Annotated in this window: 21 protein-coding genes; 13 read left to right on the top strand and 8 right to left on the bottom strand. The window is 66.1% G+C overall.

The window, feature by feature from the left end; all coding sequences use genetic code 11:
- Positions 1-209: 209 nt before the first annotated feature.
- Entirely contained in the window at positions 210-1478 is a 1269-nt protein-coding gene (locus QXZ94_RS01625; protein WP_315726025.1) for a DUF892 family protein, read from the bottom strand.
- A gap of 444 nt (positions 1479-1922) precedes the next feature.
- On the opposite strand from QXZ94_RS01625, the gene QXZ94_RS01620 reads away from it, so the two are divergent.
- Both QXZ94_RS01620 and QXZ94_RS01615 read left to right on the top strand, forming a co-directional pair.
- Positions 1923-2267, top strand: a complete 345-nt coding sequence (locus QXZ94_RS01620) for a hypothetical protein (RefSeq protein ID WP_246739128.1) — start codon at positions 1923-1925, stop codon at positions 2265-2267.
- 1 nt (position 2268) lies between these two features.
- A complete protein-coding gene (locus tag QXZ94_RS01615; protein WP_315718939.1) occupies positions 2269-2637 on the top strand; it encodes a hypothetical protein in 369 nt (122 codons plus the stop codon).
- Positions 2638-2646: 9 nt separating this feature from the next.
- Here QXZ94_RS01615 and QXZ94_RS01610 read toward each other — a convergent pair whose 3' ends face one another.
- Positions 2647-3447: a hypothetical protein gene (locus tag QXZ94_RS01610; RefSeq protein ID WP_315718938.1), complete on the bottom strand. Its 801-nt coding sequence runs from the start codon at positions 3445-3447 to the stop codon at positions 2647-2649.
- A gap of 234 nt (positions 3448-3681) precedes the next feature.
- Here QXZ94_RS01610 and QXZ94_RS01605 point away from each other — a divergent pair, with 234 nt between their 5' ends.
- Together QXZ94_RS01605 and solA are read left to right on the top strand one after the other, a co-directional pair.
- On the top strand, positions 3682-4455 hold the full coding sequence (locus QXZ94_RS01605; protein ID WP_315718937.1) for a crotonase/enoyl-CoA hydratase family protein: 774 nt from the start codon (positions 3682-3684) through the stop codon (positions 4453-4455).
- Between the two features lie 21 nt (positions 4456-4476).
- Positions 4477-5661, top strand: a complete 1185-nt coding sequence (solA, locus tag QXZ94_RS01600) for an N-methyl-L-tryptophan oxidase (RefSeq protein WP_315718936.1) — start codon at positions 4477-4479, stop codon at positions 5659-5661.
- A gap of 3 nt (positions 5662-5664) precedes the next feature.
- Here the strand turns inward: solA and bla are convergent, their stop codons facing one another.
- On the bottom strand, positions 5665-6552 hold the full coding sequence (gene bla, locus QXZ94_RS01595) for a subclass B3 metallo-beta-lactamase (RefSeq protein WP_315718935.1): 888 nt from the start codon (positions 6550-6552) through the stop codon (positions 5665-5667).
- Positions 6553-6651: 99 nt separating this feature from the next.
- Between bla and QXZ94_RS01590 the strand changes: the two genes are divergently transcribed.
- From QXZ94_RS01590 to QXZ94_RS01555, 8 genes are all read left to right on the top strand, one after another.
- Positions 6652-8328 carry a bifunctional metallophosphatase/5'-nucleotidase gene (locus tag QXZ94_RS01590; RefSeq protein WP_315718934.1) on the top strand — a complete coding sequence of 559 codons (1677 nt, stop codon included), beginning with the start codon at positions 6652-6654 and terminating at the stop codon, positions 8326-8328.
- A 112-nt stretch (positions 8329-8440) separates the two neighbouring features.
- Positions 8441-9370, top strand: coding sequence for a histone deacetylase family protein (locus tag QXZ94_RS01585; RefSeq protein ID WP_315718933.1), 930 nt, complete (start codon positions 8441-8443; stop codon positions 9368-9370).
- Positions 9371-9470: 100 nt separating this feature from the next.
- Positions 9471-9722 carry an exodeoxyribonuclease VII small subunit gene (locus QXZ94_RS01580; protein WP_315718932.1) on the top strand — a complete coding sequence of 84 codons (252 nt, stop codon included), beginning with the start codon at positions 9471-9473 and terminating at the stop codon, positions 9720-9722.
- A gap of 312 nt (positions 9723-10034) precedes the next feature.
- Positions 10035-11357 carry a hypothetical protein gene (locus QXZ94_RS01575; RefSeq protein WP_315718931.1) on the top strand — a complete coding sequence of 441 codons (1323 nt, stop codon included), beginning with the start codon at positions 10035-10037 and terminating at the stop codon, positions 11355-11357.
- A 379-nt stretch (positions 11358-11736) separates the two neighbouring features.
- On the top strand, positions 11737-13662 hold the full coding sequence (gene dxs, locus QXZ94_RS01570; RefSeq protein ID WP_315718930.1) for a 1-deoxy-D-xylulose-5-phosphate synthase: 1926 nt from the start codon (positions 11737-11739) through the stop codon (positions 13660-13662).
- A 30-nt stretch (positions 13663-13692) separates the two neighbouring features.
- The gene (locus QXZ94_RS01565) at positions 13693-14250 is read left to right on the top strand and encodes a nucleoside 2-deoxyribosyltransferase (protein ID WP_315718929.1); all 558 of its coding nucleotides are present in this window, start codon (positions 13693-13695) and stop codon (positions 14248-14250) included.
- A 369-nt stretch (positions 14251-14619) separates the two neighbouring features.
- Positions 14620-15357: a TlyA family RNA methyltransferase gene (locus QXZ94_RS01560; protein ID WP_315718928.1), complete on the top strand. Its 738-nt coding sequence runs from the start codon at positions 14620-14622 to the stop codon at positions 15355-15357.
- Positions 15350-16585 carry a class I SAM-dependent RNA methyltransferase gene (locus QXZ94_RS01555; protein WP_315718927.1) on the top strand — a complete coding sequence of 412 codons (1236 nt, stop codon included), beginning with the start codon at positions 15350-15352 and terminating at the stop codon, positions 16583-16585. Before QXZ94_RS01560 ends, QXZ94_RS01555 begins: the two co-directional genes overlap by 8 nt.
- 384 nt (positions 16586-16969) lie before the next feature.
- On the opposite strand, the gene QXZ94_RS01550 is transcribed toward QXZ94_RS01555, so the two are convergent.
- Positions 16970-17542, bottom strand: a complete 573-nt coding sequence (locus tag QXZ94_RS01550) for a septal ring lytic transglycosylase RlpA family protein (RefSeq protein ID WP_315718926.1) — start codon at positions 17540-17542, stop codon at positions 16970-16972.
- A gap of 256 nt (positions 17543-17798) precedes the next feature.
- Complete coding sequence (locus QXZ94_RS01545) at positions 17799-18650, bottom strand: DUF1194 domain-containing protein (RefSeq protein ID WP_315718925.1); 852 nt, start codon at positions 18648-18650, stop codon at positions 17799-17801.
- A gap of 233 nt (positions 18651-18883) precedes the next feature.
- Between QXZ94_RS01545 and clpS the strand changes: the two genes are divergently transcribed.
- A complete protein-coding gene (gene clpS / locus QXZ94_RS01540) occupies positions 18884-19189 on the top strand; it encodes an ATP-dependent Clp protease adapter ClpS (protein ID WP_315718924.1) in 306 nt (101 codons plus the stop codon).
- Positions 19190-19298: 109 nt separating this feature from the next.
- Here the strand turns inward: clpS and QXZ94_RS01535 are convergent, their stop codons facing one another.
- The 3 genes from QXZ94_RS01535 to QXZ94_RS01525 form a co-directional block, all read right to left on the bottom strand.
- Positions 19299-20489 carry an adenylate/guanylate cyclase domain-containing protein gene (locus QXZ94_RS01535; protein ID WP_315718923.1) on the bottom strand — a complete coding sequence of 397 codons (1191 nt, stop codon included), beginning with the start codon at positions 20487-20489 and terminating at the stop codon, positions 19299-19301.
- Positions 20490-20543: 54 nt separating this feature from the next.
- On the bottom strand, positions 20544-21629 hold the full coding sequence (gene aroC, locus QXZ94_RS01530; RefSeq protein ID WP_315718922.1) for a chorismate synthase: 1086 nt from the start codon (positions 21627-21629) through the stop codon (positions 20544-20546).
- A 115-nt stretch (positions 21630-21744) separates the two neighbouring features.
- The gene (locus QXZ94_RS01525) at positions 21745-22344 is read right to left on the bottom strand and encodes a histidine phosphatase family protein (RefSeq protein WP_315718921.1); all 600 of its coding nucleotides are present in this window, start codon (positions 22342-22344) and stop codon (positions 21745-21747) included.
- Positions 22345-22354 lie beyond the last annotated feature (10 nt).

The following is a 22354-nucleotide window of genomic DNA, read 5'->3' as shown; positions in this document are numbered from 1 at the left end:
TCGCACCGAGGCCTGTGGTTATGGATTCCGGGCTCATTCGCGCTGCTTCAAACGGCTGCGCCGTTTGCGCGCGAATGCCCCGGAATGACGATTGAGAGAGAGTTCAGACTCGTAGGGCGGTTATTCAGTTAGCCGATGTCGTAACCCGCCGTCTTGGTTGGGACGACGGCGGATGACGCTGCGCTCATCCGCCCTACGATTACGCCCCCTCACGCCTGCTCGATCGCCGCCGGCATCTTGGCGACCGACATCAAGGAGCGCGCGACCTGGTTGAGGAGCTGGTCGGCGTTCTCCTCCTCGGCCAGCGACTTCGAGAGCAGCGCGACCACTGCGCTGTGGCGGAGCTGCGAGGCGAGGTTGCGAGCTGTCGTGTAGCCGGACATCTCGTAGTGCTCGACGCGCTGCGCGGCGCCGATCAGCGCGAGATCGGCGGCGGCATCCTCCTTGTCCTCGCCTTGCGCGATGATCTCCTGGCCTTCCTCGACCAGGCCCATCATGCCCTTGCAGGGCTTTGCCCGCGGTGTCTTGCCGAGCAGCTCGAAGCATTCGTTGATGCGCTCGATCTGCGCCTCGGTCTCGACCAGGTGCTGCTCGAACAACTCGCGCAGCTGGTCGAAGCGTGCGGCCTCGGCCATCTTCGGCAGCGCCTTGGTGAGCTGCTTCTCGGCATGGAGAATGTCGCGCAGTTCCTCGATCAGGAGCTCGCCGAGGCCGGCCTCATCGACCGGCGGTGAACTCTCGGTGACGATCGCGCTGGACGCGCCGTTCTCGCCGGCCTGGATCGCCGGCGATTCGGTGAAGACCCAGTCGCCGCCCTCGTTCCAGGGGCCGCGGGTGTCGATCTCGCCATGGTCGCCGGCGCCGGTGGAATCGTTGAAGAACTGGTCGACCAGGCCAGGCGTCGGCGCGATGCGGCCGATGCTGAAGGCCGGCTTGTTCATGCTCTCCAGCGCCAGCGCGAACGCCTTCATGTGGGTGATCTCGCGCGTCATCAGGAACTGCAGCGCGTCCTTGGTGCCGGCATCATCGGTGAAGTTGATCAGCCGCTCATAGACGATCTTGGCGCGGGCTTCGGCCGCGATGTTGCTGCGCAGGTCGACATCGAGCTCGCCAGTGATCTTGAGATAATCGGCGGTCCACGGATTACCCTGCGAGTTGAACAGGTTGACGCCGCCGCCGCCGGCGATCGCGATCAGCGGATCGGCCTCGGCGGCCTCGCGGTCGAACTTGGCGGGCTTGAGATGCATGCGGGCGAGCGTGCCGACCACCTCGAGATGGCTCAGCTCCTCGGTGCCGATGTCCATCAACAGATCCTTGCGATCGGGGTCCTCGCAATTGAGGCCCTGGATGGAGTACTGCATGGCGGCAGCAAGCTCGCCATTGGCGCCGCCGAACTGCTCCAGCAGCATGTTGCCGAAACGCGGATCGGGCTCGTCGACACGAACGGTGAACATCAGCTTCTTGACGTGGTGATACATGGGGACCTCGATATTCCTGGGGAAGGCAATGTCGGAACGGCCCGCTTCCATGGTTGTTCCTTACCGTCTGCCGAGGAACAGGCGCGGCTCTGCGTCTACGATCCTTGTCTTATGCACGGTGAGTCGCACTGAGAGGGGAAGGCGGCGAGACGATCTCGCAAGGAACCGGCCGGAATCCATGTGACCGGCACGACATCCTGTTGGCAGCTCAACAACTGCCTCTTGCTAAGGTTTTCCCTGCTCGCCTAAGCTGTTCCGCTGGAGAGTGACATGTTGATGCGAACACCGGCCAGGGAGAAGCCAGGTCTCGGCGAGCGAGTCCGCCGGGTCATCGAGCGACTCCGCGACCACGCATCGTCACTCACGTCATCCTCGCCCGCAAATGGGGCGACAGTGCGGAGGCCGTCCTACCATTTTGTCGACGACGAACCCGACGACAGCAACATGGACGTCGCGCTGGCTGCGCTGATCGATCAGATCGAACACCCCGCGCGGACGCCGCCACCGCGGTTTCCCGGTCTGGCGCGCGTCACCTCATCGCGCCAGGCGCCGCACATCCCGGTCTACGAACGGCCGCCCTATTTCGACGTCGAGCCGCGCCAACTCGAGCCCCGCCCTCTCGAGGTCGAGCCGCGGCGGATGCCGCATGACGAGCCGGCCGAGCGGATTGTGCCCGAGGACGAGCTGTCGGAGCTGCGCAAGGACCTGATGAGCGCCATCTCGTCCCGGCTCGGTTCGCCCGAAGACCATCTGGCGACGATCCGGACGCTGCTGCGGTCGGTGAAGTAGCATGTGGGGCCGCAGCAACATCGGCAAGACGGTCGAGGAGCTGACCGATCATCTGCGGCTGGTCGATCACGTGCGCGCGCTGCAGGACGGCCAGAAGGAGATCGCCGAGGCGATCCGGGCGTTGAATCAGCGCCTCACCACGATGGAAGCCGAGTTCAGGGTGCTCAAGGCGGAGACGCAGCGCGACGCGCTGCGCGAGGTGCAGCACGCCGTGCAGGGCGTCCAGACCTCGATGCATGACGAGCTGACGCGCATGGCGACGCGGCTCGCGGTGCTCGAGCAGGCGCTGCGGCGCGAGGTGGTGCGGCAGGCGCCGACGGGCGCGCCGCGCACGCCCGCCGCGCCACCGCGCACGGACGGGGCGCGCTGAGCGCAGCGCTCAGCGCAACGTCACGGTTCGGCGGAAGATGTCGATGAGGACGCTGCCGCTCTTGACGTAGGGGTTGGGAACGAAGGCCTCGCCCGGCGCGATCTCATAGTCCTGAGCATCCTTCGGAATCGGAAAGCCCTTGGCACAGGCCTTGGTGATCGTATCGCGGTCGGCATAATCCGCCTGCGCGACGACGGTGCCGGGGCGCGGGCCGGCGGCGAGCTTCGACAGTCCGAAATATTTGAACTGCTCCGAGCAGGTGACGACGTTGGACGTGTAGGCGCCGGTGGAATCCGAAGCCGTGAGCAGAAAGTCGTAGGACATCTCGATGCGCGCGCGGCCCTTGAAGCCGACCCGCGCCACCGCGGTCTCCAGAAAGCCCTGCCCCATATGCCCGGTCAGGCAGACCAGCACGTCGAGCCCGCCCGCCTGACCGGCGATCATGCATTCGTCCACCTGCATGCCGGGCTGATAGCCACGGAAGACATAGCCGCGACCGGTCTGCTCGAACAGCACCGAGCCGCCCCAGTCGGTCGCGTGCGGCTCGCACTCGCTGCCATAGCTCACGATCAGCAGCGGCTTGCCGGGATCCACGAAGCGGCCCTGCTGGCGCTTCTCGCTGAGCTTGACGTCGCAGCGGTCACCCCTGAAGTTGGGATAGGATTTCGCGTCCTTGCAGGTCGCGCCGGCAATCGCCTTGGGCGCACAGAACAGCGACAGCAGCGCGCGATCGATGGCGCCGGCCCGCGCAGCGCCGGTGAAGGCGCTGCACAGCAGCAGCGACAGCAGCACGGAAACCGCTCGTGTCATGGGATCAGCCTTCCAGGGGGACCGCAGCTCGACCTGCGCACACATTTAGCCGCGTTGCGGTCGCAAACCAATCATAAACCACGACGTGCGGCCATTGCCAGCCACACGCCACCTTGCCGCCCGCGCCGCTTCAGCCTTTGGCGCGGTCGGCGGATGATGTAGGCTCGGGCGACAGCATCGACTCGATGATCACCGGCGGCATCGCGGCCGCCGGGACAGACGCATGAGGGGCCCATGACCGACCATCTGATCGTCACCGACGAAGGCGAGACGCGGACGATCAAGCTGCGGCGTCCGGAGAAGAAGAACGCGATCACGCAGGCGATGTATCTCGGCATGAGCGATGCGATCGACACCGCGCAGAACAATCCGCTGGTGCGCTGCATCATCATCACCGGCGGCTCCGGCGTGTTCACGGCCGGCAATGATCTGGAAGACTTTCTGCACGCCGGCAGCGCCGGCAGCGCCGGCAGCGACGCCGTGCGCACCTCGGCGGCGACCAAGTTCCTGTATTCGCTGGCGCACAACGTCAAGCCGATCATCGCCGCGGTCGACGGCGTCGCGATCGGCATCGGCACGACGATGCTGTTCCACTGCGACTATGTGCTGGCCTCGACCACGGCGACGTTCTCGACGCCCTTCATCCATCTCGGCCTGGTGCCGGAGGGCGCCTCGAGCCTGCTGATGCCGCAGACCATGGGCTACCAGCGCGCATTCGCGATGCTGGTGATGGGGCGCACCATGACGGCGGCGGAGGCGCAGATCGCCGGCTTCGTCAACACGGTGGTGGCGCCGGGGCATACCGAGGTCGAGGCGCACAAGGTGGCGCGCGACATCTGCCGGCTGCCGGCGGAGGCGGTTGCGATCGGGCGCAAGCTGATCCGCACCCCGCCGGACGAGCTGACCCGCCGCATCGACCAGGAGGCCTATCTGTTCGCCGAGCGCATGACCTCGGACGAGGCGATCGGCGCCTTCAAGGCATTCCTGTCGCGCAAGAAGAAAAAGTGACGCTGGGGTCTTCGCATCCGCATGGCGCAGTTTGATGTCATCGTGATCGGCTGCGGCGCGGTCGGCAGCGCCGCGCTGCTGCATCTGGCCAAGGCCGGACAGCGCGTGCTCGGCATCGACCGCTTCCAGCCGCCGCACCGGTTCGGCTCGACCCATGGCGAGACCCGCATCACCCGCGCGGCGATCGGCGAAGGCGTCGACTACACGCCGCTGGCGCAGCGCTCGCACGACATCTGGCGCGAGCTCGAACGCGAGACCGGCGCGCGCCTGTTCGAACAATGCGGCTGCCTGTTCATCCCGAGCCAGCATGGCGGTGAGGTGCACGGTGTCACGAGCGCGCAGTTCTTCGCCAACATCGAGACGGCGGCGCGGCTGCATGGCGTCGACGGCGAAACGCTGTCGCCGGAGCGGCTGCGCGCGGACTATCCGGCGTTCGCCACTGCGGCGAGCGACCGCGCCTTTCTCGATCGCGAGGGCGGCTATCTCCTGGTCGAGGACTGCGTGCGCACCGAGCTCGCCGTCGCCGCGCGCCATGGCGCCGAGCTGCTCACGGGCCGGCGCGTGACCGCGTTCCGCCGCGTCGGCAGCGCGCTCACAGTGACCATGGATGACGGCGCCAGCGCCTCGGCGACGACGCTGATCGTCACCACCGGGCCGTGGATCACCGAGCTGATCGCGCCGCTGCAGCGGCGGGTGAACGTGACGCGTCAGGTGCTGTACTGGTTCGAGATCCTGTCCAACCCGGAGCGCTTCGGCCCCGATGCGCCGGTCTTCATCTGGGACGTCAGCGGCCGCGAGCGCGCCGCGTCCGACATCTACGGCTTTCCCTGGCTCGGCTCGCCCGGCAAAGGCGTGAAGATCGCCAACGAGGTGATGACCGGCGAGACCGATCCGGATCGCGTGTCGCGCGAGGTCACGCCGGATGAAATCGTCGCGACCTACGAGACCTATGTCCGGCCGTTCGTGCCGGATCTCGGGCCCGCATGCCTGCGCAGCGAGGTCTGCCTCTACACCAATGCGCCCGGCGGACGCTTCATCATCGACCGCGATCCGGCCGATGACAATGTCATCTACGCCTCGGCCTGCTCCGGCCACGGCTTCAAGCATTCGCCGGCGGTCGGCGAGGCGCTCGCGGCGATGGCGATGGGCGCCCCGCCGCGCGTCGACGTCTCCGGCTTCGCGCTGAACCGGCTGTCCGCCCGGTGACGGCTACTTGCCGGACTGCAGCGCGGCCGTCTGCTTGGCGAGGCCCTCGTTGAACTGCGTCTCCAGCCTGTCGAGATAGGCATTGAACTCGCCCGGCTTGACGAACGGACTAGGCTCGCCCGCCGCGATCTTTGCGCGCTTGTCGGCCATGCCATACATCTCCGGATGCGGCGCGAGCATGATGTCGGGATGCACGGTTTTCGCCCAGGCATAGGTCTTCTTGTAGTCGTCGACGATCCCCGGATAGGTCGGCCGTCCCACCAGCTGGTTCAGCGCCACGGTGGCGCTGCAGAAGAAGATCAGGCTGCGCGTTGCATCGCCGTCCTTCACGTCGGTCGTCCAGCTGGTGCAGCCCGGCGAATGGCCCGGCGTCTCATGCGCGGTCAGGGTGACGCCGCCGAGCACGACCGTATCGCCCTCGCGCACCGCGCGGTCGACCTTGACCGGCGGAAAGTTGAGATGCTTCTCATCCTCGCGGCCCGGATAGAAGCCGCCTTCCAGCAGCGGCACGTCCTTGGCGCCCGCCACCATCTGCGCGCCGGTCTCCTGCTTGATCTGTGCCAGCCCGCCGGTGTGGTCGATATGGGCGTGGGTGTTGATGATGTATTTGATGTCGGCCACCTTGAAGCCAAGCTTGCCGATGCTGGACTCGATCTGCGCGGTCGATTCCGGCATCACGGTGTCGATCAGGATGTGCCCCTGCGGCGTCGTGATCAGGTAGGAGGCGAGCCCGTTGGTGCCGACATAGTAGATGTTGTCGATCACCTTGAACGGCTCGGTCGGCTTATTCCACGCGGCGATCATCTGCTTCATGAAATCCGGCAGTGATTGCGCTGCAGCGGAGCCGGCCACGAGCGACAGCGCGGCGGACAGCAGCATCATTCTTTTCATTCCGGACTCCCGATGTATTGTTGTTATGAAACCTTTTTATGTCATTGCGACCGCGTCGAGGCAATCGCGCCGCGCCGCCCGCATCACACGTGACCCGTCATGAGCCTGCTCCACCGTCTCGCCTTCGCCGCCCTGCTGGCCAGCGCCGCTGCCGGCAGCCTGGCCGCTCTGCCTGCCTCCGCCGAGGACGAGCCGGTGTCGCTGCGCATCCTCGCCATCAACGACTTTCATGGCAATCTGAAGCCGCCCGCCTCCGGCATCCGCGTCGCCGATCCCGCCGATCCGACCAAGAGCAGCGTGGTGCCGGCCGGCGGCGCAGCGCAGATGGCGAGCCTGGTCAAGCTGCTGTCGGACGGCCAGCCGAACACCATCTTCGTCGCCGCCGGCGACCTCATCGGCGCCAGCCCGTTCCTGTCGGCGATGTTCCACGACGAGCCGACCATCGAGTCGATGTCGCAGATGGGCTTGGCTCTCTCCGCCGTCGGCAATCACGAGTTCGACGAGGGCAAGGACGAGCTGCTGCGGATGCAGAATGGCGGCTGTCATCCGACCGACGGCTGCCGCGGACCGAAGCCGTTCACCGGAGCCAAGTTTCACTATCTCGCCGCGTCGACGTTTCTTGCGGGCACCGACAAGACGGTGTTTCCGGCCTACGAGATCCGCACCTTCGAGGACATCCCCGTCGCCTTCATCGGTCTGACCTTGAAGGCGACGTCCGGCATCATTTCGCCGGCGAGCGCGGCCGGCCTCGATTTCCGCAACGAGGCCGAGAGCATCAACGCGCTGATCCCGGAGCTCAAGGCCAAGGGCGTGCAGGCGATCGTCGTGCTGATCCACGAAGGCGGCTGGCCGTCCGGCGGCATGAACGAATGCCCGGGCTTGTCCGGTCCGATCGTCGACATCGTCAAGGACCTCGACAGCGCCGTCGACATCGTCATCTCCGGCCACACCCATCAGGCCTATGTCTGCACGATCGACAAGCGGCTCGTCACGTCGGGCGACAAGTTCGGCACGCTGGTGACGGCCATCGACGTCAAGCTCGACCGCACGACGCGCGATGTGACCCAAGCCGTCGCGACCAACATCGTCGTCGACACCACGCTGCCGCAGGATCCGGCGCAGACGGCGCTGATCGAAGCTTACGAAAAGCTCGCTGCGCCGATCGCCGACCGTCCTGCGGGCGCGATCACGCAGGTGCTGTCCCGCCTGCCGAACGCATCCGGCGAGAGTGTGCTCGGCAACGTCATCGCCGATGCCCAGCTCGCGGCCACATCGGCCGCAGCCAAGGGCGGCGCAGTCATTGCGTTGACGAATCCCGGCGGCATCCGCACCGATCTGGTGCGGCGCGACGACGGCGCGGTGACCTTTGCCGACGTGTTCGCCAGCCAGCCGTTCCGCAACCAGCTGATGACGGTCACGTTGACGGGCGCCGAGATCAAGGCCGCGCTGGAGCAGCAATGGCTGGATCCGGCGCGGCCGCGCATCCTGCAGATCTCCCGCGGCTTCAGCTATGCGTTCGACGCCAAGCAGCCGGCCGGGGCACGCATCGATGCGGCAACCATGACGCTGAACGGCAAGATCATCGATCCCGCCGCGTCCTATCGCGTCACCCTCAACAACTATCTCGCGCTCGGCGGCGACGGCTTCACCGCGTTCAAGAGCGGCCGCGATCCGATCGTCGGCTCCTATGACGACGAGGCGCTGTTCGCCTATCTCAAGGCCAACAGCCCGCTGGCGCCGCCACCGCGCGACCGCATCGTCAACAAGGCCCAGTGACGCTCAGCCGGCGCGGCGGGAAACCCGGCCATATCCCCGTCAGGGCTCTTTTCGAGCCCGTGTTCAGCGCATAGATTGGGCGCTCCCGCAACGCGCGAGTGGCAGAGCCCTGATGTCGACGCTGTATCTCTCTCATGAAGCCTGCCTCGATCATGCCACGCCGTCCGGCCACCCGGAGCGGGCCGACCGCCTGCGCGCCGTCGAGGAGGCCCTGACCGAGGAGCGCTTCGCCCTGCTCGACCGCGACGAGGCGCCGGAGGCCGACATCGAGCTCGCCTTGCTGTGCCACAACGAGCATTACGTCACCGAGCTGCGCCAGATGGCGCCGACATCCGGCATCATCTATCTCGACGGCGACACCTCGATGTCGCCCGGCACCTGGGAAGCGGTCATGCGCGGCGTCGGCGGCGCGGTCGCCGCCACCGAATCCGTGATGTCGGGGCGGCACAAGAACGCCTTCGTCGCGGTGCGCCCGCCCGGCCACCACGCCGAGATCGCCAAGCCGATGGGCTTCTGCTTCTTCGACAACGTCGCCATCGCCGCCCGCTACGCCCAGCGCACCTTCGGCATCGAGCGTGCCGCCATCATCGATTTCGACGTCCACCACGGCAACGGCACCCAGGACATCTTCTGGGCAGACAAGAGCGTGATGTACTGCTCGACCCACCAGATGCCGCTGTTCCCGGGCACGGGAGCCCGTGGCGAGCGCGGTGAGCACGACACCATCGTCAACGCGCCGTTGGCTTCCGAGGACGGCAGCCTGGAGTTTCGCTCCGCCTTCGAGAACCTGATCCTGCCGCAGCTGACCAAGTTCAGCCCGGAGCTGGTGATCATCTCGGCCGGTTTCGACGCCCATTATCGCGACCCTCTGGCGTCGCTGAACCTCCGGGCGGAGGACTTCGGATGGGTCACCCGCAAGCTGATGGAACTCGCCGAGAAGACCGCCGGCGGCCGCGTCGTCTCCGTCTTGGAAGGCGGCTATGATCTTCAAGGCCTTAAGGAATCCGTCTCGACCCACGTCGCGGCGCTGACCGGGGCGTAATCCCCAGTTTCCGACCGGTTCACCCCGGCAGGGCCTGACAGGGGCACGACCGACGTGTAAAAGCACGGCCCCGGAGTTGAGTGATCTGCAGGGAACCCGTATGGCGGACAACACCGTAACCGACGTCAAGAAGCTGTCGTTCGAGCGCGCGATCGAGGAGCTGGAATCGATCGTGAAGCGGCTCGAGGACGGCAAGGTGCCGCTCGAGGAATCGGTGGCGATCTATGAGCGCGGCGAGGCGCTGAAGCGGCGCTGCGAGGAGCTGCTGCGGCAGGCCGAGGCCCGGGTCGAGAAGATCACCACCGACGCCAGCGGCCGCGCGACCGGAACCGTGCCGCTCGACGTACAGTAGCGGAAGCTGCCGGAGCCCCTGGAGCCCGGCGCTCGCATTCCGCCTCAGGGTTCAGACGGCGCTCCTGCTCTCCGGACCACCGGCTCGAAAAAAATTTTCGAGCCCGCCTGCGCGGATTGACCGCGGGGTGTGCCGCCTCCCAATCGTGCATATCGGCCGAAATTGGGGCAAAGAGGTCCTTGGCGCTCCTGCCGGGCTGCTATAGCCCCGGATCAGGAGAACTCCTGACCGTTACAACCGGCTTTCGCGGTCACGCCGGCTCGATCCATTAACGCTGTTTCTCGAAGATTTTTTCGGAGGCCCAACACCCTCGTGCGCGTGCAGACCCGTCATGTGATCTACGTGCAGGGCTACGATCCGCGGGGCCTTGCGCAATACTATCGCATGTTCCGCACCGAGCTGCGCAAGTTCGGCCGACTGTACCAGCTCGCAACCACGATCAGCCGTCCTCACAGCCGCACGGATGACGAGATCACGTCGTGGTCGATCGAGACCAGCACCGGCGACATCAGCGGCCCCGGCTGGACCACCCGAACAAACTACGACTTCCTCCGTTTCGAGGATTTCATTCAGAGCGATCTGGCCGCACCGATCTGGCGGATCGTGCTGCAGGCGGTTTGGATCTATCTGCGGCTCGTGGCGCACGGCACCATCGCGCGGTTCTGGAAAGCCAACTGGCGCTTTGCCACCTTCATCACGTGGCCGCACATCATCCTGCTGCTGGAGGCGACCGCCTGTGCTGCGATCGGCTTCGGCGTCAGCAGCGGCCTCGACGCGATCGGCGCCCCCGTTCTTCTGGGCCGGCTCGCAGGCGCCGTGACGTTCGCAGCCCTGCTCTGGGCTGCGCTGCGGACATTCGAAAACCAGACTTACGTCCTTTATTTACTGTGCGACACGATCTGGACCTGGCAGTTCGCCCACCGCCAACGTCCCGAATGGGACGCGCGCATCGACCGGTTCGCACGCTACCTGACCGAGGTCGCAGCTCGCAGCGAAGCCGATGAGATCGTCATCGTCGGCCACAGCTCGGGCTCGTTCCTCGCCGCGGAAATCCTGGCGCGCGCCTTGAAGCTCGATCCCGCGCTCGGCCGTCACGGTCCGCGACTGCTGCTGCTGACGCTCGGCGGCAATTTTCCCATCATCGGCTTTCATCGGGCGGCCGCCGATTTCCGCAATCATTTGCGCCGGCTGGCGATCGAGCCTTCAGTCGACTGGATCGACTGCCAGGCGCGCAAGGACGTGATGAATTTCTTCCAGTTCGATCCGATCACCGCGCACGGCGTCGAGGTCGGCGACACCAGACGCAATCCCACGATCGTGCCGGTGCGCTTCCGCGAGATCATCCGGCCCGATCGTTACAGCACGTTTCGCTGGCAGTTCTTTCGCGTTCACTTCCAGTTCGTGATGGCCAACGAAAGGCCGCATGCCTATGACTTCTTCATGATCGTGTGCGGGCCGATCCCCTTACGCGAACGCATGGCTCAGCCCGCAGCAGCGCTCGCCATCGCGACCGCAACCGATTCTGCATCGCGGGAAAAAGCCTGGACGGAGCTGGTCTCTCCGGTCTATTGCGGAGCCGCGGCTGCCGTCGATTTGAGCAGCTCCATGGAACCTCCGGTGCGCCGCCGAGGTTGAGATCTGACGTGCAGGTACCCTTTGCGGGCTTGCCATCTTGCGCCGGGTTGGCTTTAAGACGCGCTTTGGTGTAAAGCTTCTCGGAACTGCGGGTTTTTGGAAGTGCCCATTCTCCTCAAAGGATGGAACTTAAGCGCTTGCAAAAGCTGGTAAAACTGACTTGGCTGAACGACTTGGCGATCTTGGGCGACAAACGAGGACGGCAAGGCCACCAAGAGTGACTTACATCACATAGATCGATCCAAAACCCGGCTAGGCTCCGGTCTGCGGCTTCGATCCGCGCGGATGTGACCTTCAAGGCTTCAGGTTTCGCCGCCCGTTACGATGAACCTCTCAGACGTCGGCCCTTGAACCCGACCTGCAAAATTGGAATGTCACCGTGACCACATTTAGTAAGACGCCGCTTCTCGACACCATCAAGACTCCGGAAGATCTGCGCCGGCTGAAGGTCGAGCAGGTCCGGCAGGTCGCCGACGAACTGCGCCAGGAGACCATCGATGCGGTCTCCGTGACCGGAGGTCATTTCGGCGCCGGTCTCGGCGTGGTCGAGCTGACCACCGCCATCCATTATGTGTTCGACACCCCGCGTGATCGCCTGATCTGGGACGTCGGCCACCAGGCCTATCCGCACAAGATCCTGACCGGGCGCCGCGACCGCATCCGCACGCTGCGCACCGGCGGCGGCCTCTCCGGCTTCACCAAGCGCGCCGAGAGCGACTACGATCCGTTCGGCGCCGCCCATTCCTCGACCTCGATCTCCGCCGGCCTCGGCATGGCGGTGGCCCGCGACCTCTCGGGCGGGAAGAACAACGTGATCGCCGTGATCGGCGACGGCGCGATGTCCGCCGGCATGGCCTATGAGGCCATGAACAACGCCGGCGCGATGAACTCGCGGCTGATCGTGATCCTCAACGACAACGACATGTCGATCGCGCCGCCGGTCGGCGCGATGTCGGCCTATCTGTCGCGCCTGTACTCGGGCAAGACCTACCGCACGCTGCGCGATGCAGCGAAGCAGCTCGGTCAGCATCTGCCGAAGGTGATCGCCAACCGCGCCAGCCGCGTCGAGGAATATTCCCGCGGCTTCATGATGGACGGCGGCACGCTGTTCGAGGAGCTCGGCTTCTATTATGTCGGCCCGATCGACGGTCATAACCTCGACCATCTGTTGCCGGTCCTGAAGAACGTCCGCGACATGGAGACCGGCCCGATCCTGGTCCACGTCGTGACCCAGAAGGGCAAGGGCTACTCGCCGGCGGAAGCCGCGGCCGACAAATATCACGCGGTGGCCAAGTTCGACATCGCCACCGGCACCCAGGCCAAGGCCAAGCCGAACGCGCCAGCCTATCAGAACGTGTTCGGCCAGAGCCTCGTCAAGGAAGCAGAGAAGGACGACAAGGTCGTCGGCATCACCGCAGCCATGCCCTCCGGCACCGGCATCGACATCTTCGCCAAGGCCTTCCCGAAGCGCACCTTCGACGTCGGCATCGCCGAGCAGCACGCGGTGACCTTCGCCGCCGGTCTCGCGGCCGAGGGCTATAAGCCGTTCTGCGCGATCTACTCGACCTTCCTGCAGCGCGGCTACGACCAGATCGTCCATGACGTCTGCATCCAGAGCCTGCCGGTGCGCTTCGCGATCGATCGCGCCGGCCTGGTCGGCGCCGACGGCGCCACTCACGCCGGCTCGTTCGACAACGCCTATCTCGGCTGCCTGCCGAACATGGTGATCATGGCGGCCTCCGACGAGGCCGAGCTGGTGCACATGGTGGCGACCCAGGTCGCGATCAACGACCGGCCGAGCTCGGTGCGCTATCCGCGCGGCGAGGGTCGCGGCGTGGAGATGCCCGAGGTCGGCGTTCCCCTTGACATCGGCAAGGGCCGCATGATCCGCCAGGGCAAGCAGGTGGCGCTGCTGTCGTTCGGCACCCGGCTTGCCGAGTGCGAGAAGGCGGCCGACGAGCTCGCCGCGCACGGCCTCTCCGCCTCGATCGCCGATGCGCGCTTCATGAAGCCGCTCGACGAGGAGCTGGTGCTGAAGCTCGCCCGCGAGCACGACATCCTGATCACCATCGAGGAAGGCTCGATCGGCGGCTTCGGCTCGCACGTCATGCAGTATCTGTCCGACCAGGGCATGCTGGACGGGGGCCTGAAGATGCGCACCATGGTGCTGCCGGACGAGTTCCAGGACCACGACACACCGGCGGCGATGTACGCCCGCGCCGGCCTCGACGCCAAGGGCATCGTCCGCAAGGTGTTCGAGGCGCTCGGCAAGGACTACGCGACCGAGGCCGTCAAGCTCGCCTGAGGCGGGCTTGAGTGCCATCATCGGTGAGCCATGAAGATCTATCTGGCAGGTCCCGACGTGTTCCTGCCGGACGCCCTGGAGATCGGCCGGCAGAAGGTCGCGATCTGCGACCGCCACGGCCTGATCGGCTTCTATCCTCTCGATAACACCGTCGATCTCGCCTCGTCCGACGCCTCGCGCCAGATCTTCCATGGCAACGAGGCGATGATGGACGACGCCGATGCCATCATCGCCAATCTCACGCCGTTCCGCGGCCCCGGCGCCGATGCCGGCACGGTCTATGAGCTCGGCTACATGGCCGGATCAGGCAAGCTGTGCTTCGGCTATTGCAACGATCCGGCTGTCTATGCCGACCGCGCCCGGCGGTTCACGTCGGTGCGCGAGCAGAATGGATGGCTGGTCGATGCGGAGGGACTGACGGTCGAGGATTTCGGCCTGCCCGACAATCTGATGATGATCCACGCGCTCGACGCGTACGGCGCCCCGCTTGTGCTGCCGCGCGAGCGGCCGGTGGATGTGTGGCATGATTTGTCGGCGTTCGAGGAATGCGTGAAGCTGGCGGCCAAGCGGCTGGGCGCCGAATCGTAGGGTGCGCAAAGCGGCGCCGAAGACGACGCGTGCCCACCGTATCTCCGCGGCCGAGATCAAGATGGTGGGCACGGCGCGTCGATTGCGATACGAGCTTGCGGAGAGAGCGGTGCACGCGCCTTTGCCCACCCTACGGATCTCGTATTGAGGCAAGATATCGCTTCACGTCGTCCCGGCGAACGCCGGGACCCATAACCGCAGGACGTCGTGTTGGGCAGGCGCGGAGTGACCACCTTCCTCCAAACGTCGCCCTGTGGTTATGGGTCCCGGGTCGGCGCATCATCGCGCGTTGCGCGCTGATGCTTGCCCGGGACGACACTGATTTTGATGCGCGACCTCCACAACTCATAACCACTGATCACCACGCCCATGCCCCCTGCCCGCAAACGCGCTGATGTCCTCCTGGTCGAACGCGGCCTGTTCGAGAGCCGTGCGCGGGCGCAGGCGGCGATCGAGGCGGGGCTGGTGTTTGCCAATGACAAGCAGGTGGTGAAGGCGTCCGAGACCATTCCGATCGATGCCGTGCTGCAGGCCGAGCCGGCGCATCCCTGGGTGTCGCGCGGCGGGGTCAAGCTGGCCGCGGCGCTGGAGCATTATGGCGTCGAGGTGGAAGACCATGTGTGCCTCGATGTCGGCGCCTCCACAGGCGGCTTCTCCGAGGTGTTGCTGGCGAACGGCGCGGCGGTCGTGTTCGCGGTCGATGTCGGCCGCGACCAGTTGCACCCGTCGCTGCGCAGCCATCCGAGGATCGTCTCGATGGAGCAGACCGACATCCGCAGCTACGAGGGCAAACGGCTGCCGCAGCGTCCGGACGTGGTCGTGATCGATTGCAGCTTCATCTCGCTCAAGGCGGTGCTGCCGGTGGCGCTGACGCTGGCGGCCTCGCCGATGAGCCTGCTGGCGCTGATCAAGCCGCAATTCGAGGCGCAGGGGAAACACGGCAAGGGCGGCATCATCAAGGATGCGGCCGTCCATCAAGCCGTGTGCGAGGATGTCGCCGCCTTCGCCGCCTCGCTCGGCTGCAGCGACATCGAGATCTTCCCGTCATCGATCAAGGGCGGCGACGGCAACGCCGAATTCTTCCTGGGAGCGCGCCGCCATGGTTGAGCGTCTCGTCATCGACCATGTCGGCCATCGCGGCGACGGCGTGTCGCTGTCCTCGGGCGAGGCGCTGTACGTGCCCTACACGCTGGCTGGTGAAACCGTGGAGGCGGCTGCCGTTCCCGGCCACCCGGATCGCCGCAAGCTGCTCTCGGTGGAGACGGAGAGCGCGGAGCGGATCGTGCCATTCTGCACGCATTTCGGCGTCTGCGGCGGCTGCGCCATTCAGCACTGGGCGCCGGAGCCCTATCGGCAATGGAAACGTCACATCGTCGTCGAAACGCTACGCGCCGCCAAGGTCGATTGCGATGTCGCCGATCTCGTCGACGCGCACGGGGCCGGCCGGCGGCGCGCGACGTTTCACGCGCGAATGGGCACGCACGACATTCTTCGCGTTGGCTTCTCGGCGGCGAACAGCCACGAGATCGTCCCGATCGACCGCTGCCCGATCCTCGATCCCGCGCTCGATGGCGCGCTCGAAGCGGCGTGGGCGCTCGCGGAGGCGCTAAAGCCGACAGGCAAGCCGCTCGACATCCAGGCCACGGCAACCCGCAACGGGCTCGACATCGACATCCGCGGCTCCGGCCCGCTGCCGCCGCCGCGGGTCGCGGCGCTGTCGCTGGTCGCTGAGAAACACCGGCTGGCGCGGCTGACGCGCCATGGCGAGCTGGTGCTGATGCGCAATGCGCCTGTTGTGGCGATGGGCACGGCGCAGGTGACGCTGCCGCCCGGCTCGTTCCTGCAGGCGACGGTCCAAGGCGAGGAGACGCTGGCGCAGCTGGTCCTGGAGCGCGTCGGCAAGGCCAAGCATGTCGCCGACCTGTTCTGCGGCGTCGGCCCATTCGCGCTGCGGCTGGCGGCGCGAGGGCGCGTCACCGCGATGGACAATGATGCCGGCTCCATTGCGGCTCTGCAGAAGGCGGCGGGCACGCCGGGCCTCAAGCCGATCAAGGCCGAGGCGCGCGACCTGTTCCGCCGCCCGCTGATGCCGCCGGAGCTGCGCGACATTGACGCCGTCGTGTTCGACCCGCCACGCCAGGGCGCACAGGCCCAGGCGAGGCAGCTCGCGGCGAGCAAGGTGCCGGAGATCGTCGCGGTGTCCTGCAACGTGACCACGTTCGCGCGCGACATCCGCATGCTGATCGACGGCGGCTATAAGCTGGAAACCGTGGTGCCCGTCGACCAGTTCAGACATACGCCGCACGTGGAGCTCGTGGCGAAGCTGGTGCGGTGAGCCCAAGCTAACTATTAGTTGACACGCAAAGCTTACTCGGCACGAACGGTGCGCCCCCTCTCCCCGTTCTTCACGGGGAGATGGTCGGGGTGAGAGGCAGCGGCACGGGAAGTCTTCGTCGTAGGCCCGAATCCTGCTCAACAGTATCCGCACATATTAGATCGAATTCCGAGCTTCGCGACTGCTAGGTGCGCAGACTCAGACCACCCGTGCGGCTGCCCCTCACCCCAGCCCTCTCCCCGTGAAGAACGGGGAGAGGGAGCGCAGCGCCGCTTGTGACGGCGACCCCGGTTCATCGCCAGAGCTGAGCCATCCATCAGCCAACGTGATCGCCAACCCTCAGCTCTTTTCTGTTCTCACCGCGTAGACCAACACCTGCGAGGCCTACCTCACCACGCTGACCTTCACCGGCGCCACACCCGTATTGATCATGCCGAGCGCCTGGGCGGCGGAGTAGGACACGTCGACCACCCGTCCCTGGACGAACGGCCCGCGATCGTTGACGCGCACCACCACGGAGCGGCCGGTCTTGACGTTGGTCACCTGCAGGCGGGTGCCGAATGGCAGGCTGCGATGTGCGGCCGTCAACTCCGAGGGATTGAAGCGCTCGCCGCTGGCGGTCTTCTGACCTTCCGAGTAGTAGCTGGCGAGACCTGACGAGGTTGAGTGGGCCGGCGGCAGGCTCGGCTCGGCATGGCGCACGCGAACCACCGATTGCGACGCTGTCTCGGCGCGCTGTACCTGCGGCCGGAATTCGGCGCCGGCCTGCTTTGTCGGCGACGTCCAGCGCGCCTGCCGGACTGCTGAGGATTGTGCGCAGGCGGCGAGCGAAGCTGCCGCGGCACAAACGAGGGTCACTCTCAGGAGCTGACGGGAGAGCCCCGAGGTCCCGACCTGAATGATGGAGTTGCGTGCGTCCTGCCGTTCGCGACGTTCTGTCCGGTCGATGATACGCATGTTCTGTGCGCCTCCGCCTCAACCGCTTCATGGTCGCGGCCCAATCGCGGCGGCACGGTGGCAAAGGGAGTTTCAGCGCTGCGCAACTCCTGGTTTTCCCGCCACATGTTGCAGCGATGTCACAGATTCATCGGATCAATGACGCGCCCGGGTTTTCCACACGGGATCGGGTTACCGACCCTTGCATCCGACGTACGTCCGTAGGGTGTGCAGATGCAGGCCGGGCGCAACAGAGCCTCCGGAAGGCGCTGCGGCGTCACCGCCCCCAGCGATCCTGCCAGATCTTCTCGCCGATCATGCAGGACACCCGCGGCTCCTTGCCGGTATCGTCGGCGACGGGCACGAAGCGCGGCTGAGGTGCGCGTCCGGCGACCTCCATCAGCAGCTTGGTGCGGATGGCGTCCTTGAACTCATCGCGGCTCTTGATGGTGACGACGAACGAGCCGCGGCCGCCGGTGACGCAATCCCTGTAGTAGAGATCGAGGTTCTCGATATCCATCGTCGAGTAGGACGGCTCCTTGACCATGATCGGCAGGCCGTTGATCGTGATGCCCTTGTTGACCGCCTCGTCGCGCGCCATCGCAACCGGCGAGCCGTTGTTGTTCGGCCCGTCGCCGGAGATGTCGATGACGCGGCGCAGGCCGCGGTACGGGTTGTCGTCGAACAGCGGCATCGCGAAGTAGATCGCGCCCGAGATCGAGGTGCGCGAGGCCCGCCGGATCGGCGTCTTCATGATCTCGGCGGCGACGGCGTCGGCAGTCTCCGGTCCATCGATCAGCCGCCAGGGGATGATCATCTTCTGATCGCTCGATGCGGCCCATTCGAAGTAGGTGACGGCGATGCGGCCATGCAGCCCGTTCTTCAGCGCCTGCAAGAACTCCCGCGAGCTGAGCGCCTGGGCATAGCCTTCGCGCTGGATCGCGAGCTCGTCGAGGTCCATCGAGTAGGAGACGTCGACCGCGAGGATCAGCTCGACGTCGACGGATGCCTCCTTTTCGCTCAGCTGCTGCGCCGACTTCGCGCCCGGCGCCGCCGCGACGGTGGCGACGTCGCCGCCGGCCAGGGCGCCCGCCATACACGCCATCCCGATCGAGATCCACCAGCGCATATGCTGCCCTCCAATCGCGTCAGATGATGGTGACACGCAATGCGCACACAGCAAAGCGGGAACGCGCGCATCCATTCACATTCCGGTTAGTCCCGGGGGATCACTTGCGGGCCCGCCGGTCCGACGCCACGTGCGCCCTTCGACCAAAAGCGAGCAGCCCGTGGTTTCCCGGAGTGACGAGAGGCTGTATTGTGGCGTGTCCGCCGCATCAGGAACACAGGCGTGCTGCTCACATGAACGACGCCGTCACCAAGCCGAAGACGAAGGTCCGCACCAAGGTCGAGCGTCCCCGGCTCTACAAGGTCATCCTGGTCAACGACGACTTCACGCCGCGTGACTTCGTCGTGATGATCCTGAAGGCTGAATTCCGCATGACCGAGGACCAGGCCTACAAGGTCATGATCACGGCCCATAAGCTCGGGGTGTGCGTGGTGGCCGTGTTCACGCGGGACGTCGCCGAGACCAAGGCGACCCGCGCGACCGACGCCGGCCGCGCCAAGGGATACCCGCTGCTGTTCACCACCGAGCCGGAGGAGTGAGCGGTGAACCAGAGCATGATCCGGAAAAGTGGAATCCGGTTTTCCGAAAAGATCATGCTCGAACGAAGAGATTGGATCATGATGCGTTTCCGCCGAAACGCATCATGATCTAATTGCTTTCGTCGCGCAGCCCGAACACGCGCTGCTCGGTCGAGAGGCCGGCGATCGGGAATTCGCCGAGATCGGTCCAGAGATCGGCTATCGGCTCCGGACAGGCGCCGGCAAAGGCCTCGGAAGCAACCACTGTCCGCTTCAGCTTTGCTGCAATCTTCTCCAGCCGTGCCGCCAAATTGACGGCAGGACCGATGCAGGTGAAGTCGAGCCGGTTGCCGCCGCCGATATTGCCGTAGAGCAGCCGGCCGACATGCAGCGCGACGCCGAAGCGGAAGCGTTCCTCACAGCCACCCGCCGCGTATTCCAGAGCATCGACACGGGCGCGCGACGCGCGCGCTGCTGCCAGCACGCGGGCGCAGACCTCGCTGGGATCGCCGCCACGCTGGCGAAACGGAAACACGGCAAGCAGGCCGTCGCCCATGAACTTGAGCACCTCGCCGCCCTGCTCGCGGATCGGCTCCACCTGGCAGTCGAAATAGTGGTTGAGGATCTCCACGACATCCTCGGCCGGCAGCCGATCGGATAACGGCGTGAAGCCGCGCAGGTCTGACAGCCAGATCGCGGCATCCAGCGTATCGGTATGGCCGCGGCGGATCTGGCCGCCGAGGATGCGCTCGCCCGCGCTGTTGCCCACATAGGTATCGAGCAGCATCGAGGCGGTCCGCCGCAGCGTGATGATCTCGGTGTAGCGCGCCAGAGCCGGCGCCAGCGACCGGATCGCGCTCAGCTGCTCCTCGGTGAAACCATCAGGACTCTTGGTCGTCCAGCTTGCGGCGTGGACTGCCCGATCGATGAAGGTCAGAGGCAGGCTGAGATAGTCAGTGACGCCTTCGGCGCGCAGGTCCATCAGGATCGGAAAACGCTCCGCCTCGGGTGCTCGCGGATCGGCCCTGAACTCTGCCCCCTGCTCGAACACGCGCGCGAGCGGACTGTCCCGATAGACCGGGCTGCTCTCGAACCCGAAAGCGACCGTGCCCATCTCGACCTCAGCCCCCTGCCGCCAGATGAAGCTGCGGCCGGCGATGTCAGGGTGAAGGGTGCGGACGAACACGCCGACACGCCATAGCGGGATGCCGAGGTCCACCAGTCGCACGCCGCATTCGGCCATCATCTCGCTCGGCGTCGCCGCGGAGCGCGCGCCGTCGACCAGCCAGTCCCTGATGTCCTGCAGCCTGGAGCTGTCCATAGCCGACATTAGGCGAGCCGCATGACAACAGCAAACAGCCGCGACGTCGAACGGCTACCCCACCTGGCCGCGATGGCGCAGCAGGTGGTCGGCGAGCACGCAGGCCATCATCGCCTCGCCGACCGGGACGGCGCGGATGCCGACGCAGGGGTCGTGGCGGCCCTTGGTCAGGATCTCCGTCTCGTGGCCTGAGCGATCCACGGTCTGGCGCGGGGTGAGGATCGACGAGGTCGGCTTGACGGCGAAGCGCAGCACGATCGGCTGTCCCGTGGCGATGCCGCCGAGGATGCCGCCGGCATTGTTGGAGAGAAAGCGCGTGCCGTCATTGGCCGAGCGCATCTCGTCGGCATTCTCCTCGCCGGTCAGCTCGGCCGCGCCGAAGCCGGCCCCGATCTCGACACCCTTGACGGCGTTGATGCTCATCATCGCCGCGGCGAGGTCGGCGTCGAGCTTGCCGTAGAGCGGCGCACCAAGGCCCGCCGGCACGCCCTCGGCCACGATCTCGAGCACCGCGCCGATCGACGAGCCGGACTTGCGGATGCCGTCGAGATAGCTTTCGAAGAACGCCGCCTTGTCCTTGTCGGGACAGAAGAACGGATTGCGCGCGACCTCGTCCCAATCCCAATTGGCGCGATCGATCTTGTGCGGACCCATCTGCACCAGCGCGCCGCGCACCTTCACGTCGCGCAGGATCTTGCGCGCCACGGCGCCGGCCGCGACCCGCGTCGCGGTCTCGCGCGCCGACGAGCGGCCGCCGCCGCGATAGTCGCGCAGGCCGTATTTCGCCTCATAGGTGAAGTCGGCGTGGCCCGGCCGGAACTTGTCCTTGATCTCGGAATAGTCCTTCGAGCGCTGGTCGGTGTTCTCGATCAGCAGCGCGATCGGCGTGCCCGTGGTGACCTGCGCGCCGGTGTCCGGATCGGCCATGACGCCGGACAGGATCTTCACCTGGTCGGGCTCCTGCCGCTGCGTGGTGAAGCGCGACTGGCCGGGCCGGCGGCGATCGAGATCGACCTGGATCTCCTCCGCCGTCAGCGGGATGCGTGGCGGACAGCCGTCGACCACGCAGCCGATGGCCACGCCATGGCTCTCGCCGAAGGTGGTGACGCGAAACATGTGGCCGAAGGTGTTGAAGGACATGATCTGATCTACCAATCGGGGAAACCGTCATTCCGGGATGGTCCGAAGGACCAGACCCGGAATCTCGAGATTCCGGGTTCGCCTCTCACGGGGCGCCCCGGAATGACGGAGCAAATCAACTAAACTTCTCGAAGCCATTCTCGCCGAACACATACACTGCGCCCTGCTGGATCGGCAGGTCGACGGCCCGGTTCGGCGTGGCGAAGCCGAGTGCGACCATCAGCGCACGCGCCGTACCGCCATGCGCCACCGCGACGATATCGCCGGAGAGGCCATCATACCAGTCGCGAACCCGGCGCTCGACATCGGCATAGGTCTCGCCGCCTTCCGGCGCCAGCGTCCACTTCTCGGTCAGCCGCCTGGCATAAAATGCGGGGTCGGCGGCTTGCATTTCCGGCAGGGTCGCGCCTTCCCACTTGCCGTAGCCGATCTCGCGCAGCCGCGCATCGAGCGCGTAGTCCTCGACCGGCAGCTTCAAGGTCCCGCGCACCAGCTCCATGGTCGCGCGGGCGCGGCTGAGCGGGCTGGCGACATAGGGCAGACGCGCCGCGTCATGGCCATTGCGGGCGACCAGCTCGGCCAGCAGATTGCCGGCCTGGACTGCCTGGACGCGCCCGAGCGCGTTGAGCGGGATGTCCTGCGTACCCTGCAGCCGGCCGAGCGCATTCCATTCCGTCTCGCCGTGGCGGATGTAGTAGATCGTGGGCCGGGGCATTGCGAGCGCT

Origin of the sequence: Bradyrhizobium sp. SZCCHNS2022 (assembly GCF_032377575.1) — a bacterium.
GTDB lineage: Bacteria > Pseudomonadota > Alphaproteobacteria > Rhizobiales > Xanthobacteraceae > Bradyrhizobium > Bradyrhizobium aeschynomenes.
Note: the sequence above shows the minus strand (reverse complement) of the source record. Positions and strands in the feature narration are given on the sequence as shown.